Consider the following 16,843-nt stretch of genomic DNA (forward strand, 5'->3'; position numbering starts at 1 on the left):
ATGGCCATGGGAGTGCCCGATATGAACCGCTACCTCAGGAACAGCCAGGCGATGAAAGGTTCGATCAGCCTGTTGGTCGCAGCGATGCTGCTGGCCGGCTCGCCGGCGTTCGCCAACGTTGAACCGGTGGTCAAGCCGGGCAACGTGGCCAAGGAACTGCAACAAGCCAAGACCTACACCGTCAGCAGCGCGCCGACCGCACCGCTGGAGCTGGCTGCGCCGACCCTGCCCGACCTCAAAGGCTATACGCCCGAAGCGGTCGCGGCCAAGATCGTGCGGACCAAGCCCGGCAAGATCAGCGTGCGCCGGATGATGCAGGAAAACGCCTTGAAGGACTTCATCGGCGGCGACAACAAGATGGCCGAATGGGTGGTGCGCCAGCGCGGCATCCCACAGGCCATCTTCATCGACGATGGCTACATGAACCTCAAGGACCTGGTCAAGAAGGTGCCCAAGCAGTACCTCAGCGAAACCTCGCCAGGCGTGTTCCTGGCCAGGATTCCGATTGTGGTCGGCCAGAAAGGCATCCTTGAGATCGACAAGCAAACCCAGGAATTGCGCCTGTCCCAGGAGGGCGGCGCGTTCCTGATCAACGATGGCCGGATGTTCATCCGCGACACCAAGGTCACCGGCTGGCGCGAAAAGGAAAACGGCCCCGCCACGTTCCGCTCGCCCAATGAGTTCCGTCCGTTCCTGCTGTCCTGGGGCGGCACCGAGACCTACATCGTCAACAGCAAGATGGCCAGTTTCGGCTACGCCAACAGTAAGTCGTACGGGGTGAGTATTTCCCAGTACACGCCGAACATGGCCAAGGTCCTCAAGCGCCCGGAACCGACCGGCTGGATCATCGGTTCCGAGTTCTCGGACATGTGGTACGGCTTCTACTGCTACGAAACCAACGACTTCGTGGTCAAGAGCAATACCTACAAGGACAACATCGTCTACGGCATCGACCCCCACGACCGTTCCCATCGGCTGATCATTGCCGACAACACCGTCTACGGGACCAAGAAGAAGCACGGGATCATTATTTCCCGTGAGGTCAACGACAGCTTCATTTTCAACAACCGCAGCTACGACAACAAACTCTCGGGCCTGGTGATCGACCGTAACAGTGTGAACAACCTGATCGCCTACAACGAGATCTACAAGAACCACACCGACGGCATCACGCTGTACGAGAGTGGTGACAACCTGCTGTGGGGCAACAAAGTGATCAGCAATCGCCGCCACGGCATCCGGATTCGTAACAGCGTGAACATCCGCCTCTACGAAAACGTGTCCATGGCCAACGGCCTGACCGGTCTCTACGGCCACATCAAAGACCTGTCGGACACCGACCGGGACATCAAGCTCGACCCGTTCGATACCGAAGTGTCGTTGATCGTGGTGGGTGGCGAACTCGCTGCCAATGGCAGCGGCCCGCTGTCCATCGACTCGCCCCTGAGCGTTGAGCTGTACCGCGTGTCCATGCTCGCGCCGACCAAATCCAGCGGCATCAGCTTCACGGGGATCCTTGGCGAGCGCCAGGATGAAATTCTCGACCTGTTGGTGCGCCAGCAGAAAGCCGTGCTGATCGACCCTGTCGAACGCCAGACCGAAATGCGGGACTGAGGATGACCTTTATGAACCCACAGATGATCAAACTTTTGGGCCTGTCCGCCCTGACTGCCGGCATTCTCGCCGCTGCAAGTGGCGCGCGCGCCGATGAAGTCAAGGCACCGAGCTTCACCGCCGAACCGTGCTGCAACCTGTGCCCGGCGGCCCATGACGCGAAGAACTACACCACGCGCTACCAGCAGAACTTCACCACGCTGGTACAAGCCCAGGGCGATTGGCTGTTCCGGACCCAGGAAGACCTGCGAACCGAATTCAACACCACCCCGGCCGGCTACAAGCGCCTGCAGCAGTTGCACGATGCGTTCAAGGCCAAAGGCGTCGAGCTGGTGCTCGTCTACCAGCCGACCCGGGGCCTGGTGAACCGCAACAAGCTCAACCCGCAGGAAAAAGCCGCTTTCGATTACGAGAAAGCCCTGGCCAACTACAAATCCATGCTCGGCCGTTTCGCCCAGATGGGTTATGTGGTGCCGGACCTGTCGCCGCTGACCAACGAAAACCTGCCCGAAACCCTGCCGGCCCACGATTTCTATTTCCGTGGCGACCAGCACTGGACCCCATACGGCGCCCAGCGCACCGCCAAGGTCGTGGCCGAGAAGGTCAAGCAGATCCCGGCCTTCGCCGACATCCCCAAGCGTGAGTTCGAGACCAAGAAGTCCGGCCGCATGGGCAAGACCGGCACCCTGCACAACATGGCCGGGCAGCTGTGCGGCACCAGCTACGCGATCCAATACATGGACCAGTTCACCACCGAACCCAAGGGCGAGGCCGGTGACGGCGACCTGTTCGGCGATTCCGGCAACCCGCAGATCACCCTCGTGGGCACCAGTCACAGCGGCAAGAACTACAACTTTGCCGGTTTCCTGGAAGAAGCCATTGGCGCCGACATCCTCAACGTCGCCTTCCCCGGCGGTGGTTTCGAGGGCGCGATGATCCAGTACCTCGGCAGCGAAGAGTTCCAGAAGAACCCGCCGAAGATTCTCATCTGGGAATTCTCGCCGCTGTATCGCCTGGACCAGGAAACCATCTACCGCCAGATGATGGCGCTGCTGGACAACAACGGTTGCGAAGGCAAGCCGGCCCTGATGAGCAGCAAGGCCAAGCTCAAGCCGGGCAAGAACGAATTGATGGTCAACAGCCAGAACATGGATCTGCGTAACGGCAGCCACCAGGTCGACATCCGCTTCGCCGACACCTCGGTGAAAACCTTGCAAGCCACCCTCTGGTACATGAATGGGCGCCACGAGGACATCAAGATCGAAAAACCGAATACCTCCGACACCGACGGACGTTTCGCCTTCCAATTGCGTACCGATGAGGACTGGGCCTCCCAGAACCTCTTGGCTCTAGAGGTCCAGGGTCCTGAAGCCGGCAAGGAGCCACTGCAAGTGGAAGCGAAAGTCTGCAAACGCAACGCATCTCCGCAAGCCGGTCAACAAACGGCTCAAATCGGACAATGAGGTCTCGTCTCATGACCAGTACCACGCGCACCCGAACGTTGAAAACGCTGTTGGCGCCCTCTCTGCTGACCCTGGCGATGTTCGCCGGGGCCACGCAGGCGGCGGCCCCGCTGCGCCCGCCACAGGGTTACTTCGCACCGATCGAGAAGGTCAAGGCCGGCGAAGCGGCCAAAGGTTGCGACGCCACGCCGACGCCCTACACCGGTTCCCTGCAATTTCGCAGCAAGTACGAGGGCTCCGACAAGGCCCGCGCGACGCTGAACGTGCAATCGGAAAAAGCCTTCCGCGATAGCACCGCCGACATCACCAAGATCGAGCGTGGCGTCAGCAAGCAAGTGATGCAGTTCATGCGTGACGGCCGCCCCGAGCAACTGGAATGCACGCTGAACTGGCTGACCGCCTGGGCCCAGGCCGATGCGTTGATGTCCAAGGACTTCAACCACACTGGCAAGTCCATGCGCAAATGGGCGTTGGGCAGCATGGCTTCGGCCTATGTGCGCCTGAAGTTCTCCGAGTCCCGTCCGCTGGCCAATCACCCGGAGCAGGCGCAACTGATCGAAGGCTGGTTCAGCCGGATGGCCGACCAGGTGGTCAGCGACTGGGACAACCTGCCGCTGGACAAGATCAACAACCATTCCTACTGGGCTGCCTGGTCGGTGATGGCCACCTCCGTGGCAACCAACCGCCGCGACCTGTTCGATTGGGCCGTCAAGGAATACAAGGTCGGCGTCAATCAAGTCGACGCCGAAGGCTATTTGCCCAACGAACTCAAGCGCAAGCAACGGGCCCTGTCCTACCACAACTACGCCCTGCCGCCATTGGCGATGATCGCCAGTTTCGCCCAGGTCAACGGTGTCGACCTGCGCCAGGAAAACAACGGTGCGCTCAAGCGCCTGGGTGACCGGGTGCTGGCCGGGGTGAAAGACCCGGACATCTTCGAAGAGAAGAACGGCGAAGAGCAGGACATGAAGGACCTGAAGGTCGATTCGAAATTCGCCTGGCTCGAACCGTTCTGCAGTCTCTACACCTGCTCGGAGGACGTGCTGGAACGCAAGCACGAAATGCAACCGTTCAAGACCTTCCGCCTCGGCGGGGACTTGACCCGGGTGTATGACCCTTCGCGGGAGAAAGGCGAAAAAGGAAGCTGACACCGTTCGCCCTGCCTGAAAGGGAACCCTGTGGGAGCGAGCTTGCTCGCGATGACGGCGGCACATGCGACTGCGATGCAAGCTGATCCACTGCTATCGCGAGCAAGCTCGCTCCCACAAGGGAAAGTGGTCTGTTTCAAATGCAATAAACCCCCCGGTTTTCACGGGGGGGTTTGGGGGGGCTCTGGCCCTTGACTGTTGATTCAACATGGAGAGATCGGGATGGTATTTTCATCCAACGTGTTCCTGTTCCTGTTCCTGCCGATCTTTCTCGGCTTGTACTACTTGAGCGGGCAACGCTATCGCAACCTGCTGCTGCTGATCGCCAGCTACGTGTTCTATGCCTGGTGGCGGGTGGACTTCCTCGCGCTGTTCGCCGGCGTCACCCTGTGGAACTACTGGATCGGCCTGAAAGTCGGCGCCGCCGGCGTGCGCACCAAACCGGCCCAGCGCTGGCTGTTGCTCGGCGTGGGCGTGGACTTGGCCATCCTGGGCTATTTCAAATACGCCAACTTCGGCGTGGACAGCCTCAATGCGATCATCACCGGCTTTGGTCTGAACCCGTTCATCCTGACCCACGTGCTGTTGCCGATCGGAATCTCGTTCTACATCTTCGAGTCCATCAGCTACATCATCGACGTCTATCGCGGTGACACCCCGGCGACTCGCAACCTGATCGACTTCGCGGCATTCGTGGCGATCTTCCCGCACCTGATCGCCGGCCCCGTGTTGCGTTTCCGCGACCTGGCCGACCAGTTCAACAACCGCACCCACACGCTGGACAAATTCTCCGAAGGCTGCACCCGCTTCATGCAGGGCTTCATCAAGAAAGTGTTCATCGCCGACACCCTGGCGGTGGTGGCCGACCATTGCTTCGCCTTGCAGAACCCGACCACGGGCGATGCCTGGCTCGGCGCCCTGGCCTACACCGCGCAGCTGTACTTCGACTTCTCCGGCTACAGCGACATGGCCATCGGCCTGGGCCTGATGATGGGTTTCCGTTTCATGGAAAACTTCAAGCAGCCCTACATCAGCCAGTCGATCACCGAGTTCTGGCGCCGCTGGCACATCAGCCTGTCGACCTGGTTGCGCGACTACCTCTACATCACCCTGGGCGGTAACCGCAAAGGCACGCTGATGACCTATCGCAACCTGTTCCTGACCATGCTGCTCGGTGGTCTGTGGCACGGCGCGAACATCACCTACGTGATCTGGGGGGCCTGGCACGGCATGTGGCTGGCCATCGAAAAAGCGGTGGGCATCGACACCAACCCACGCAGCATCAACCCGATTCGTTGGGCGCTGACCTTCCTGCTGGTGGTGATGGGCTGGGTGATCTTCCGTGCCGAGAACCTGCACGTGGCCGGTCGCATGTACAGCGCGATGTTCAGCTTCGGTGACTGGTCGCTGTCGGAACTGACCCGAGCCAACCTCACCGGCCTGCAGATCGCCACGCTGGTGGTGGCCTACGCCACCCTCGCTTTCTTCGGCCTGCGGGACTTCTACACCAACCGCCCACCGGTCAAGACCAAGCCTGAGGTCAATACCGAAGCCAACGGCCCGGCCACCGCGCAACCGGGAATGATCAAGGCCGTGCCGGGTGACAACCCAGCGGCGATCCACGAGCCAGGCTACACCGTCGGCGTCGAGGCCCAAGTGCAACCGGCCTACTGGACCGCGGACTGGTCACGCTACGTGATGCGCGCCCTGGTGCTGCTGTTGTTCATCGCCTCGATTCTCAAACTCTCGGCGCAAAGCTTCTCGCCGTTCCTTTACTTCCAGTTCTGAGGGATCTGAACATGACCCGCTCATTACGCATCTTTTACATCGCACTGTTCATGCTGATTTTGACAGCGCTGGGCCTGTGGTCGATGCGCAGCTTCTTCGGCTTCAGCACCAACCCCGACGCGACCGTGCTCAACGGGCGCTGGGCCAAGGCCGTGGAAACGCACTACGACGAAGAGTTTCCGATCAAGCGCCTGGGCACCAACATCTGGGCCGCGCTGGACTACAAGCTGTTCAACGAGGGCCGCAAAGGCGTGGTCCTGGGCCGCGACCAGTGGCTGTACAGCGACGAAGAGTTCAACCCGATCGTCAACGAAGACCAGAACCTGCAAGGCAACTACGCGCTGATTGAAGGCGTGCGCCAGAAGCTCAAGGAGCAAGGCATCACCCTGGTCATGGCGATCGTGCCGGCCAAGGCGCGGCTGTACCCCGAGCACCTGGGTGAAGTGAAGCCTTCGAGCATTCACGCCAACCTGTACCAGGACTTCCATGCCCGTGTGGCCGCGGACAAGATCGTCGCCCCTGACCTGCTCGCCCCGCTGCAGCAGGCCAAGCAAAGCGGCCAGCAAGTGTTCCTGCGCACCGACACCCACTGGACACCGGAAGGCGCGCAAATTGCTGCGGAACATCTGGCCAAAGCCATTGCCGAACGCACACCACTCAATGGCGAACCGCAGCGTTTCGTCACTGAGCCTGCGGAGAAAGTCATTCATAAAGGCGACCTGCGTCAGTTCCTGCCGCTGGACCCGCTGTTCGAAAACCTGATGCCGGCCCAGGAGCCGCTCGTCAAGCGCAACACCCGCGAAGCCGACGACCAGCCGGCCAGCGATGACGCACTGTTCGCCGATGCCCAGGTGCCCGTGGCCCTGATCGGCACCAGCTACAGCGCCAACCCGAACTGGAACTTCGTCGGTGCACTCAAGCAAGCCCTGCACAGCGACGTCGTCAACTACGCCGAAGACGGCCATGGGCCGATTCTGCCGATGCTCAGCTACCTCAAGAGCGATGCCTTCAAGAACAGCCCGCCACAGGTGCTGATCTGGGAGTTCCCTGAACGTTATCTGCCCGTGAACAACGAGATCGGCGACGCCGATCCGCAGTGGGTCGCCGAACTCAAGCAGGCCGGCGCCCGCCAACAGAACGTAGCTGCTAACACACAATCCGAGACGCCCGACCGGGCGCAAAACTGAAAGAGAGGTCCACCATGACTTTCAACACTACTCCTCGCCGTCTCGCTGCTCGCTCCTTCAAGGCCGTTGCCCTGGTCGCCAGCATGAGCGCCCTTTCCTTCTCCGCCTTCGCCGGTGACTCGGCCCTCTACGGTCCGGTCGCGCCAAAAGGCTCGAGCTTCGTGCGGGTGTACAACGCCAGCAACGCCGAAGTCAGCGCCACCGTCGGCAGCACCAACATCAGCGACGTAGCCCCCCTGGCTAGCAGCGACTTCAGCTTCATGCCCGGTGGCGACTACAGCGCCAAGGTCGGCAGCCAGACCGTGCCGGTGAAACTGTCTTCCGATCACTATTACACCCTGGTCAACAACGCCACCGGCCAGCCGCAACTGATCGAAGAGCCACCGTTCAAGAACAAACAGAAGTCCCTGGTCCGCGTACAGAACCTCAGCGACAAGGCACTGACCCTCAAGACCGCCGACGGCAAGACCGAAGTGGTGCCGAACGTGGCCGCCAAGGGCCGTGGCGAACGTGAAATCAACCCGGTGAAAGTGTCCCTGGCCCTGTACGAAGGCGACAAGAAAGTCGGCGACGTCAAGCCCGTGGCCCTGGAGCGCGGCGAAGCGGCCGTGCTGTACGTGACCGGCTCAGGCAGCAGCCTGTCGCCAGTGTGGGTGAAACGCCCCGTGTCGACCCGCTGATGAATTCACCTGATTGACGCTGTACCCCTGTGGGAGCGGGCTTGCTCGCGAATACGGTCTCACATTCAACATTGATGTTGGCTGAACCACCGCTTTCGCGAGCAAGCCCGCTCCCACCCTGAATCGGGGTGTCAATCGGGTACGGAACAAAAACAAGAGAGTGAAACGACAGAACGCAGTAGCTCTAACAACCATTTCGCTTCAAGGAGTAACAAACATGATTCCGGTGATCTTGTCAGGTGGTAGTGGCTCACGTCTTTGGCCGCTTTCGCGCAAGCAATTCCCTAAACAGTTCCTGGCCCTGACCGGTGAACACACCCTGTTCCAGCAGACCCTCGAGCGCCTGGTGTTCGAAGGCATGGACACGCCGATCGTGGTCTGCAACAAAGACCACCGTTTCATCGTCAACGAACAGCTGAGCACCCGTAAGCTCGAAGCCCAGCGCATCCTGATGGAACCGTTCGGGCGCAACACCGCACCGGCCGTCGCGCTGACCGCGATGATGCTGGTGAACGAAGGCCGCGACGAGCTGATGCTGGTGCTGCCGGCCGACCACGTGATCGACGATCAGAAAGCCCTGCAACGCGCCCTGGCCCTGGCCACCGTGGCCGCCGAGCGTGGCGAAATGGTGCTGTTCGGCGTACCGGCCACCAAACCGGAAACCGGCTACGGCTACATCAAGTCGACCAACGATGCGCTGCTGCCTGAGGGCGTGAGCCGCGTCTCGCACTTCGTCGAAAAACCCGACGTCAAGCGTGCCACCGAGTTCGTCGAGGCCGGCGGTTATTTCTGGAACAGCGGCATGTTCCTGTTCCGCGCCAGCCGCTTCCTTGAAGAGCTGAAAAAACACGATCCGGACATCTACGACACCTGCCTGCTGACCCTGGAGCGCAGTGAACAGACGGCCGACACCATCACCTTCGACGAAGCCACCTTCGCCTGCTGCCCGGACAACTCCATCGACTACGCCGTGATGGAAAAGACCCAGCGTGCCTGCGTCGTACCGCTGTCGGCCGGCTGGAGCGATGTCGGCTGCTGGGCGTCGCTGTGGGAAGTCAACGAGAAAGACGCCAATGGCAACGTCACCAAGGGCGACGTCGTCGTCCAGGACAGCCGCAACTGCATGATCCACGGCAACGGCAAGCTGGTGTCGGTGATCGGCCTGGAAAACATCGTGGTGGTCGAAACCAAGGACGCCATGATGATCGCCCACAAGGACAAGGTCCAAGGCGTGAAACAGATGGTCAACACCCTCAACGCACAGGGCCGTACCGAGACCCAGAACCACTGCGAAGTCTATCGTCCATGGGGTTCCTATGACTCGGTGGACATGGGCGGGCGCTTCCAGGTCAAGCACATCTCGGTCAAGCCGGGCGCGTGCCTGTCGCTGCAGATGCACCACCACCGCGCCGAACACTGGATCGTGGTCAGCGGCACCGCTGAGGTGACCTGCGACGAGAACGTGTTCCTGCTCTGCGAAAACCAGTCGACCTACATCCCGATCGCGTCGGTGCACCGCCTGCGCAACCCGGGCAAGATCCCGCTGGAAATCATCGAAGTGCAGTCCGGCAGCTACCTGGGCGAAGACGACATCGAGCGTTTCGAGGATATCTACGGTCGCTCCACCCCGATCGAACGTGGCGTGTCGGTGAAGACCATCGCACAGTAACCCGCAGCAACGATCAGCCGTACAAGAAGCCCCCATCCAGCCCACTGCGTCCCCTATCCGCAGTGGGTTGGGTGGGGGCTTTTTTTTGCAAGTAAGTCATGGCCGGGCATCATTGCTTCAACATTGCCCGCGCCCTTCGGTAGGATGTGCCTACGGTAACGGAGGCTTCCACCATGCTTATCGGCGTCTTGCTGGTCATCACCTGGCTCATCCTGCTGTTGCGCTACCCGGCCAAGGCCTTGCCGGTCTCCCTCGCGGCGTTCATCGGGCTGGGGCTGGTCGCTGTGTGGGTGCTCTGGCAGGAAAGTCGCGAGACCCGGCAACTGGAGCGCCTGGAACTGCGCCTCAGCTATGCCCCCGAACAGTGCCCTGCCGACCGACCGCTGTCACTGACCCTTAAGAACAACAACGACGTGCCGCTGCTGGAACTGCGCTGGCGGGTCGCGGCCTATGCACCTGGTGACACCATCAACCTGGCCGACAGCCCCTACGACGCACCACGCTACCGTGGCCCTGGCGAATTGCAGGCCGGCGCCGACTGGCAGGATTGCCTGCCCCTACCGCCCCTGCGTCCGGGTTATCGCCCGCAAACCCTGGAGTTTCGCGCCGAGCGCTTGCACGGCAGTTTTTCCAACTGATTGCCTCCCCCACTTTTTTGCACAAGGAACGCGCCATGCCTGTTGCGTTGATCACCGGATGTTCCAGCGGCATTGGCCGCGCCCTTGCAGAGGCCTTCAAGGACGCGGGTTATCAGGTCTGGGCCACGGCGCGCAAGGCTGAGGACGTGGCGACACTCGCCACGGCCGGGTTCACCGCCGTGCAACTGGACGTCAACGATGGCCAGGCGCTGGAACTGTTGAGCGAACGGATCAACCAGCAGCAGGGTGGCCTGGATGTGCTGGTCAACAATGCCGGCTACGGCGCCATGGGCCCGCTGCTGGATGGCGGCGTGCCGGCCATGCAACGTCAGTTCGAAACCAATGTGTTCGCCATCGTAGGGGTCACCCGGGCGCTGTTTCCGGTATTGCGTCGGGCCCGAGGGCTGGTGGTGAACATCGGCAGCGTGTCCGGGGTGCTGGTCACGCCGTTTGCCGGCGCCTACTGCGCCTCGAAGGCGGCGGTGCATGCCCTGAGCGATGCCTTGCGCATGGAACTGGCGCCGTTCGGCATCCGTGTGATGGAGGTCCAGCCTGGCGCGATCGCTTCCAGCTTCGCCAAGAATGCCGGCCACGAAGCCGAACAATTGATCAGCGAACAATCGCCCTGGTGGCCCCTGCGCGAGGGCATCCGCGCCCGGGCCAAGGCGTCCCAGGACAACCCGACCCCGGCCCACGAATTCGCCGCCGCGCTGCTCAAGGCCGTACAACAACCCAAGCCGCCCCGCCTGCTGCGACTGGGCAATGGCAGCCGGGCGTTGCCGTTGATGGCTGGTTTGTTGCCAAAAGGGTTGCTGGAGAAGGGGTTGATGAAGCGGTTTGGGTTGGGTGGGTCGCTTTGATCAATAGCGGTCACCACGGAAACTGTGGGAGCGGGCTTGCCCGCGAAGGCGGCGGCACAGCCAACATCAGTGCAAGCTGGACCACCGCTTTCGCGAGCAAGCTCGCTCCCACAGGGGACCTGGGGTGAACACAACATTCAGGCCCCAGCGAAGATCGAATGTGGGAGCGAGCTTGCTCGCGATGACGGCGGCATAACCAACATCAGTGCAAGCTGGACCACCGCTTTCGCGAGCAAGCTCGCTCCCACAGGGGACCTGGGGTGAACACAACATTCAGGCCCCAGCGAAGATCGAATGTGGGAGCGAGCTTGCTCGCGATGGCGGCGGCACAGCCAACATCAGTGCAAGCTGGACCACCGCTTTCGCGAGCAAGCTCGCTCCCACAGGGGACCTGGGGTGAACACAACATTCAGGCCCCAGCGAAGATCGAATGTGGGAGCGAGCTTGCTCGCGAAGGCGTCGGCACAGCCAACATCAGTTCAAGCTGAACCACCGCTTTCGCGAGCACGCTCGCTCCCACAGGGGACCTGGGGTGAACACAACATTCAGGCCCCAGCGAAGATCGAATGTGGGAGCGAGCTTGCTCGCGAAGGCGTCGGCACAGCCAACATCAGTTCAAGCTGAACCACCGCTTTCGCGAGCACGCTCGCTCCCACAGGTTTTTTTGGTGTGCAACAAACTCACCATCATCCACAAGCAAGCCACTGGTCTCAACGCTTGTCGCGGGGTTCTACCACCACCGTGCAGGTCATCCCCGCCGCCAGCAGCACGCCGTCCGGCACCTCATCCAGATGAATACGCACCGGCACCCGCTGGGCCAGGCGCACCCAGTTGAAGGTCGGGTTGACATCGGCGATCAGCTCGCGGCTTTCGGGGTTGTCGCGGTCGTAGATACCACGGGAGATGCTGTCCACATGCCCCTTGAGCACCTCACCGCTCATCAACTGTAACTGCGCCGAATCGCCGACCCGCACCTTGGGTAACTTGGTCTCTTCGAAGAAGCCATAGACCCAGAACGAATGCATGTCCACCACGGCCATCTTCGCCTCGCCGATGCGCGCATAGTCGCCACGGTGGACGTTGAGGTTGGTGACGTAGCCGTCCACCGCTGCGCGAACCTCGGTACGGGACAGGTTCAATTCGGCGGCCTCCAATTGCGCCTGGGCCTGCTGGTAATCGGCCAGGGCCGAGTCGGCGATGTTGCTGGCGTCGTCGCGGTTTTCCCGGGAGATCACCAGGCTGTCCAGGTCGGCACGCCGATGGGCGTTGACCTTGCGCATTTCCCAGGTGGCCTTGCGCGACGCTACCAGGGAGCGCGCCTGCTTCACCGCGATGCGGTAATGCTCGGGGTCGATGCGCATCAGCAGGTCACCCTTTTTCACCAACTGGTTGTCGCCCACCGGCACCTCGACCACCTCGCCACTGACATCGGCGGCCACGTTGATGATGTCGGCCCGCACCCGGCCATCGCGGGTCCAGGGCGTGTTCATGTAATGGACCCACAGCGTACGGCCAATCCACAGGGCCAGACCCAGCACCAGCAGCGTCGCCAGCAGGCTGAAAAACTTTTTCATCGCATCGATCTCAACGGTAGACCGTCAGCGCCAGCGCGCCGAACAGACAAGTGAACAGACTCAGGCGCAACAACGCCGGGTGCCAGAAGAAGCGGTACAAATCCAGCCCCGACAGGAAACGGTCCAAGGCCCAGGCCAGGCCGGCGGCGAGGAAAAACATCAGGGTCATGGTGGGCATGTACACGCCATGGAAGGCGATCTCACGGGGCATGTTCAGGTTCCTGGGAAAGCGCTGTGGCCTGCGGCATGGCATGCGGTATGGCATAGCCGGCCAACGGCGATTGCGGGTCCAGCAGCGAGGTGCGGATGAAATGCAGGTAGCTTTTCACTCGACGCAGGGCCGAGGTGTCGAAATGCGGGGCGAAGGGTTCGTCGGTGGCCTGCACACGGCCAATGGCGTGGTCTACCGCCACCAAGGCACGCTCCAGATTGCTCGGGTTCGGTTGGCGGAACAGCCGCACCAGCGCCCGCCCCATCACCCGGATTGCCTGGCGCCACGGCTGGCTTGGTGCATAGGCCGGGTGCACTGGCAGGATCGCCTGTTCCTTGCGCAGTTCGATGATCGCGTGGCCGACTTCCAGCACCACGAACATCCAGCGCAGCAAGTCCCGTTGCACCCGAGGCTGCCCCGCCGCCAGCCCGTAGGCCTGATGCAACAAGTCGCGGCTACGGCTTTCGAAACCCGAGGCCAGGCCCTTGAGCTTGCCACTGATGGCAAACATCACTTGCTCGCGCAGGTCCTGTTCCAGCCGGCGCCATAGCCAGCGGCTGTTGGGCGGCAGAATAATTGCCCCGGCCGCGGCGCACACCAGCATGCCGAGGATCATCGCGATGTAATCGTTGATGAAGGCGTAGGGGTTGTAGACCGTCAGGTTGTCCGGCACCGAGCCGGTGCAGAAAAAGATCAGTAGCCCGAGCCCGACCCCGGCGTATTGGGGGCGCGAACTGAGGAACGAGCCCAGCATGATCACCGGCGCCAGCATCATGCAGAGCAACGGGAAACCATCGATCAACGGGAAGACGAAGAACATCTCGACGAAGCCGATCAACGCCCCGGCCAACGTGCCGCAGGCCATCTGGAAGGCCATGCGCTTGGGGTTCGGCGTCGCGGCCGACAAGCCCACGGTCGCGGCGGCGATCATCGTCATGGTTGCGCCGCTCGGCCAGGCGGTGGCGACCCAGTAGCTGCCCAGCAACAACAGGATGAAAGCAGCGCGAACCCCCGACGCCGTGGCGGCCAGCCAGTTGGTCTGCGGCACGAACGGCTCGTCCCAGCGTTCACGGTCGTGGCGATGCTCGGCCAGGGACGCATGGGTCTGAGCGTAGCCATGCAGGTCGTCGACGAAGCGATACAGCAGTTCATAGGCAGTGTGGAAATCCAGCAGTTGCCCGTCGCTCGGCGCGGTGTCCTGGAAAACCGCCCGCAGCCGCCGCACCTGGGCCGGCAAATCGGTCTTGTACTCGGCCAGCGTCGCCGACAGACGGGCCGCATCGGCGTCGGTCAGGGCCCGGCCACTGAAACCGTCCAACCGTTCGGCCAGGGTTTGCAAACCAGGCTTGATGGCATTGACGACATGACCCGCCGCGCTGCTGCGCAAGCGCTCAAGCAACTGGTGCAACGCGTTGAAGCGAGTAGTGATGCCCATGAACTCGCTGTTCAAGCGACTGAGCCGACCGTTGCGCCGGCGCATGTGCGGGTCTTCGAACACGGTCACGCTGCGCAGGCTTTCCAGGCCCACGGCCTCGGCAATGAAGCTCACGTTGCGCGCCTCGAACGCCTCTCGCTGGCTGCGTCCACGCAGGCCGTCGGTGACAAACAGGGCAAACACCCCGAAGCGCTGGTACAAGGCATTGCGCATGGCGGCACTGGCGGTTTGCGGCAGGATCGCGGCACTGACCAAGGTGGCGCAAAGAATCCCCAGGGAAATTTCCAGCACCCGCCAGACCGCCGCCATGAATGCACCTTCTGGATGGGCCAGGGCCGGCAGGCCGATCATCGCCGCGGTATAACCGGCCAGCACGAAACCATAGGCGCGAAAGTTGCGATAACGCGCCGCGCCCGCCGAACAAAGGCCGACCCAGATCGCCAGGCAAACGAGGAATGGCTCAGTGTTCTGGGCAAACAAGGCGATCAGCGCCACCATCACCGCCGAGCCGGCCAGGGTGCCGAGGAAACGATAGAAACTCTTGGCGAGCACCTGCCCGCTCTGGGGTTGCATGACGATGAACACGGTGATCATGGCCGTGCGTGGTTGTGGCAATTCCAGGCGCATCGCCAGCCACAAGGTCAGGAACGCGGCCAACAGGACCTTGAAGATATAGACCCAGGTCACCCCGTCGCTGCGGGCCCAGTCGAAGAAACCACGGCGCCATTCGAGGCGATGAAGTCGGCGCCCGGGGGCAAACAACGACTTCACAGCGGAGCTACCCCATATCGTGGCGAGGGAGCTTGCTGTGGAGGCAAAGCTTGCTCGCGACCCAGGCGACTCGATTTTATGGAAGACCACATTGCCTTCATCGCGGGCAAGCCTTGCTCCCACAGCAAGCTCCCTCGCCACGAAGCATCGCTCGCAACAGGCACATCACTGCCGGCCCCAAGTCCACCGCCTAACGCCGTCACCAGATCGGCATGGGCACTCAACCGGGCCGCCTGCACCTGCTGTTGCACCTGTTGCTGTTTGAATAACAGGCCTTGGGCGTTGAGCACGTTGAGGTAGTCGGTGAGCCCGCGCTGGAACGCCACCATCGCGATGTCGTAGGTGCGCTGGGCCGCAGCCACCGACTCAGCCGCGAAGACCTGTTGCTTGTCCAGGGACTGGCGGCGGATCAACTGATCGGAAATGCCCTTGAGGGCGTTCACCAGTGTCTGGTTGTAGTGGGCCACGGCGAAGTCATAACCGGCGGCCGCCTCGCCCAATTGCGAACGCAGGCGCCCGCCGTCGAAAATCGGCAAAGTGATCGCCGGCCCGACGTTGTAGGTGAGTTTCTTGCCGGTCAGGAACTCCAGCGCCCCACCACCGGTGGCCATGTAGCCGAGGCTCCCCACCAGATCGACGTTGGGATAAAAACCGGCCCGGGCCACATCGATGCCCCGGGCCTGGGCCGCCACTTGCCAACGCCCGGCCACCACATCCGGCCGCTGGCCGAGCAGTTCGGCGGGCAAGGCCGACGGCAGCTTCAAGGGCGCGCCGAGGGCCAGGGTCGGGCGTTGCAACGGCGCGCCTGCGCCCGGCCCCTTGCCTGCCAGCGCCGCCAACTGATTGCGGCTCAAGGCGATGGCTTCGTCGAGGGCGTCGAGTTGGCGATGGGTCTCGGGCAGGGGCGCCTGAGCCTGGCTGACTTCGAATTGGGTGCCGATGCCGCCGTCCAGACGCTGTTGCGCCAGAGCGAGAATCTGCTGTTGTTGATGAAGCGTCGCGGCGACGATATCGCGCTGGGCATAGTGCAGTGAAAACTGGATGTAGGCGCGCACGATGTTGTTCTGCAACTCCAGTTGCGCCTGTCGTGCTTCAGCGACACTCACGTGGGCCAGATCAACCGCTCGTTCGCTGGCATTACGCTCACGGCCCCACAGGTCCAGGGCGTAGCTCAAGCCCAGGGAAGCATTGTTGTCCCAGGTCGTGGTGTCGGCCAACTCGCCCGGGCCGTAGAACTGATCGGTAGGCCAGTTGTGGCGCTTGAGGGTCGCCTGGCCATTGATCTGCAGCGACTCGGCGGCCTCGGCAACACCGGCCATGGCCTTGGCCTGGCGCACCCGGGCGGCGGCCATGGCCAGGCTCGGGCTGCCCTGCACCGCCAGGTTGATCCAGCGATCCAATTGCCGATCACCGTAGGCTTGCCACCATTGGCCGGCGGGCCAGCGGGCATCGCGGGCGGCCTCGCGGATGGCGGCATCGATCGCCAGTTGGTTGGCCGGCACTACCTGGCCGTGTGGCGCAATGCCGCCTGTGCCGATGCAACCGCTGATGGTTAATGTCAGAACCCAAACACTGAGAGTCTTCAGCTCTCTGCTGATGCAACGCGGCACTGGCGCAAAATTCCTGAGAGGGGCACAACGATGGGATGAGAGTGCTTGCCTGTGGACACAAGACCTGTGGGAGCAAGCTTTTGTGGGAGCCGAGCTTGCTCGCGATGGGAACGACACGGTTTAACCACAGGACCGCGTCATCGTTCATCGCGAGCAAGCTCGGCTCCCACAAAGTTCGCTTCCACAGGAGTCAGT

The 16,843-nt window shown here is 62.1% G+C and carries 13 protein-coding genes; 9 read left to right on the top strand and 4 right to left on the bottom strand.

The window, feature by feature from the left end; genetic code table 11:
• Positions 1–21: 21 nt before the first annotated feature.
• From algG to J3P85_RS23915, 9 genes are all read left to right on the top strand, one after another.
• Positions 22–1,614 carry a mannuronan 5-epimerase AlgG gene (gene algG, locus J3P85_RS23875; protein WP_434703766.1) on the top strand — a complete coding sequence of 531 codons (1,593 nt, stop codon included), beginning with the start codon at positions 22–24 and terminating at the stop codon, positions 1,612–1,614.
• Positions 1,615–1,625: 11 nt separating this feature from the next.
• Complete coding sequence (locus J3P85_RS23880; RefSeq protein ID WP_186705144.1) at positions 1,626–3,077, top strand: alginate O-acetyltransferase; 1,452 nt, start codon at positions 1,626–1,628, stop codon at positions 3,075–3,077.
• Between the two features lie 11 nt (positions 3,078–3,088).
• Complete coding sequence (locus tag J3P85_RS23885; RefSeq protein WP_186705143.1) at positions 3,089–4,225, top strand: mannuronate-specific alginate lyase; 1,137 nt, start codon at positions 3,089–3,091, stop codon at positions 4,223–4,225.
• Between the two features lie 222 nt (positions 4,226–4,447).
• Positions 4,448–6,013 (top strand): MBOAT family O-acyltransferase, encoded by a 1,566-nt coding sequence (locus J3P85_RS23890; protein ID WP_434703767.1) that lies wholly within the window; start codon positions 4,448–4,450, stop codon positions 6,011–6,013.
• A gap of 11 nt (positions 6,014–6,024) precedes the next feature.
• Positions 6,025–7,200, top strand: a complete 1,176-nt coding sequence (locus tag J3P85_RS23895; protein WP_186705141.1) for an alginate O-acetyltransferase — start codon at positions 6,025–6,027, stop codon at positions 7,198–7,200.
• Between the two features lie 14 nt (positions 7,201–7,214).
• On the top strand, positions 7,215–7,880 hold the full coding sequence (locus tag J3P85_RS23900) for an alginate O-acetyltransferase AlgF (protein ID WP_434703768.1): 666 nt from the start codon (positions 7,215–7,217) through the stop codon (positions 7,878–7,880).
• A gap of 217 nt (positions 7,881–8,097) precedes the next feature.
• The gene (locus tag J3P85_RS23905; protein WP_434703769.1) at positions 8,098–9,549 is read left to right on the top strand and encodes a mannose-1-phosphate guanylyltransferase/mannose-6-phosphate isomerase; all 1,452 of its coding nucleotides are present in this window, start codon (positions 8,098–8,100) and stop codon (positions 9,547–9,549) included.
• Positions 9,550–9,722: 173 nt separating this feature from the next.
• The gene (locus J3P85_RS23910) at positions 9,723–10,187 is read left to right on the top strand and encodes a multidrug transporter (RefSeq protein WP_434703770.1); all 465 of its coding nucleotides are present in this window, start codon (positions 9,723–9,725) and stop codon (positions 10,185–10,187) included.
• 35 nt (positions 10,188–10,222) lie between these two features.
• Positions 10,223–11,047 (top strand): SDR family oxidoreductase, encoded by an 825-nt coding sequence (locus J3P85_RS23915; RefSeq protein ID WP_434703771.1) that lies wholly within the window; start codon positions 10,223–10,225, stop codon positions 11,045–11,047.
• Between the two features lie 710 nt (positions 11,048–11,757).
• Here J3P85_RS23915 and J3P85_RS23920 read toward each other — a convergent pair.
• From J3P85_RS23920 to J3P85_RS23935, 4 genes are read right to left on the bottom strand one after another with little or no spacing between them, the layout of a single operon-like run.
• Entirely contained in the window at positions 11,758–12,621 is an 864-nt protein-coding gene (locus J3P85_RS23920) for an efflux RND transporter periplasmic adaptor subunit (protein WP_250962871.1), read from the bottom strand.
• 10 nt (positions 12,622–12,631) lie between these two features.
• Positions 12,632–12,832 carry a DUF1656 domain-containing protein gene (locus J3P85_RS23925; RefSeq protein ID WP_434703772.1) on the bottom strand — a complete coding sequence of 67 codons (201 nt, stop codon included), beginning with the start codon at positions 12,830–12,832 and terminating at the stop codon, positions 12,632–12,634.
• Positions 12,822–15,038: an FUSC family protein gene (locus tag J3P85_RS23930; protein ID WP_434703773.1), complete on the bottom strand. Its 2,217-nt coding sequence runs from the start codon at positions 15,036–15,038 to the stop codon at positions 12,822–12,824. Before J3P85_RS23930 ends, J3P85_RS23925 begins: the two co-directional genes overlap by 11 nt.
• Entirely contained in the window at positions 15,035–16,648 is a 1,614-nt protein-coding gene (locus tag J3P85_RS23935; RefSeq protein ID WP_434703774.1) for an efflux transporter outer membrane subunit, read from the bottom strand. Before J3P85_RS23935 ends, J3P85_RS23930 begins: the two co-directional genes overlap by 4 nt.
• Positions 16,649–16,843: the final 195 nt, after the last annotated feature.

Origin of the sequence: Pseudomonas sp. Z1-12 (genome assembly GCF_051132015.1) — a bacterium.
In the GTDB taxonomy this organism is placed as follows: Bacteria; Pseudomonadota; Gammaproteobacteria; order Pseudomonadales; family Pseudomonadaceae; genus Aquipseudomonas; species Aquipseudomonas zanjanensis.

Excerpts from the sequence above, each read along its gene's own strand:
- algG (WP_434703766.1), top strand. The coding sequence starts at position 22 with ATGAACCGCTACCTCAGGAACAGCCAGGCGATGAAAGGTTCGATCAGC.
- J3P85_RS23880 (WP_186705144.1), top strand. The coding sequence starts at position 1,626 with ATGAACCCACAGATGATCAAACTTTTGGGCCTGTCCGCCCTGACTGCC.
- J3P85_RS23885 (WP_186705143.1), top strand. The coding sequence starts at position 3,089 with ATGACCAGTACCACGCGCACCCGAACGTTGAAAACGCTGTTGGCGCCC.
- J3P85_RS23890 (WP_434703767.1), top strand. The coding sequence starts at position 4,448 with ATGGTATTTTCATCCAACGTGTTCCTGTTCCTGTTCCTGCCGATCTTT.
- J3P85_RS23895 (WP_186705141.1), top strand. The coding sequence starts at position 6,025 with ATGACCCGCTCATTACGCATCTTTTACATCGCACTGTTCATGCTGATT.
- J3P85_RS23900 (WP_434703768.1), top strand. The coding sequence starts at position 7,215 with ATGACTTTCAACACTACTCCTCGCCGTCTCGCTGCTCGCTCCTTCAAG.
- J3P85_RS23905 (WP_434703769.1), top strand. The coding sequence starts at position 8,098 with ATGATTCCGGTGATCTTGTCAGGTGGTAGTGGCTCACGTCTTTGGCCG.
- J3P85_RS23910 (WP_434703770.1), top strand. The coding sequence starts at position 9,723 with ATGCTTATCGGCGTCTTGCTGGTCATCACCTGGCTCATCCTGCTGTTG.
- J3P85_RS23915 (WP_434703771.1), top strand. The coding sequence starts at position 10,223 with ATGCCTGTTGCGTTGATCACCGGATGTTCCAGCGGCATTGGCCGCGCC.
- J3P85_RS23920 (WP_250962871.1), bottom strand. The coding sequence starts at position 12,621 with ATGAAAAAGTTTTTCAGCCTGCTGGCGACGCTGCTGGTGCTGGGTCTG.
- J3P85_RS23925 (WP_434703772.1), bottom strand. The coding sequence starts at position 12,832 with ATGCCCCGTGAGATCGCCTTCCATGGCGTGTACATGCCCACCATGACC.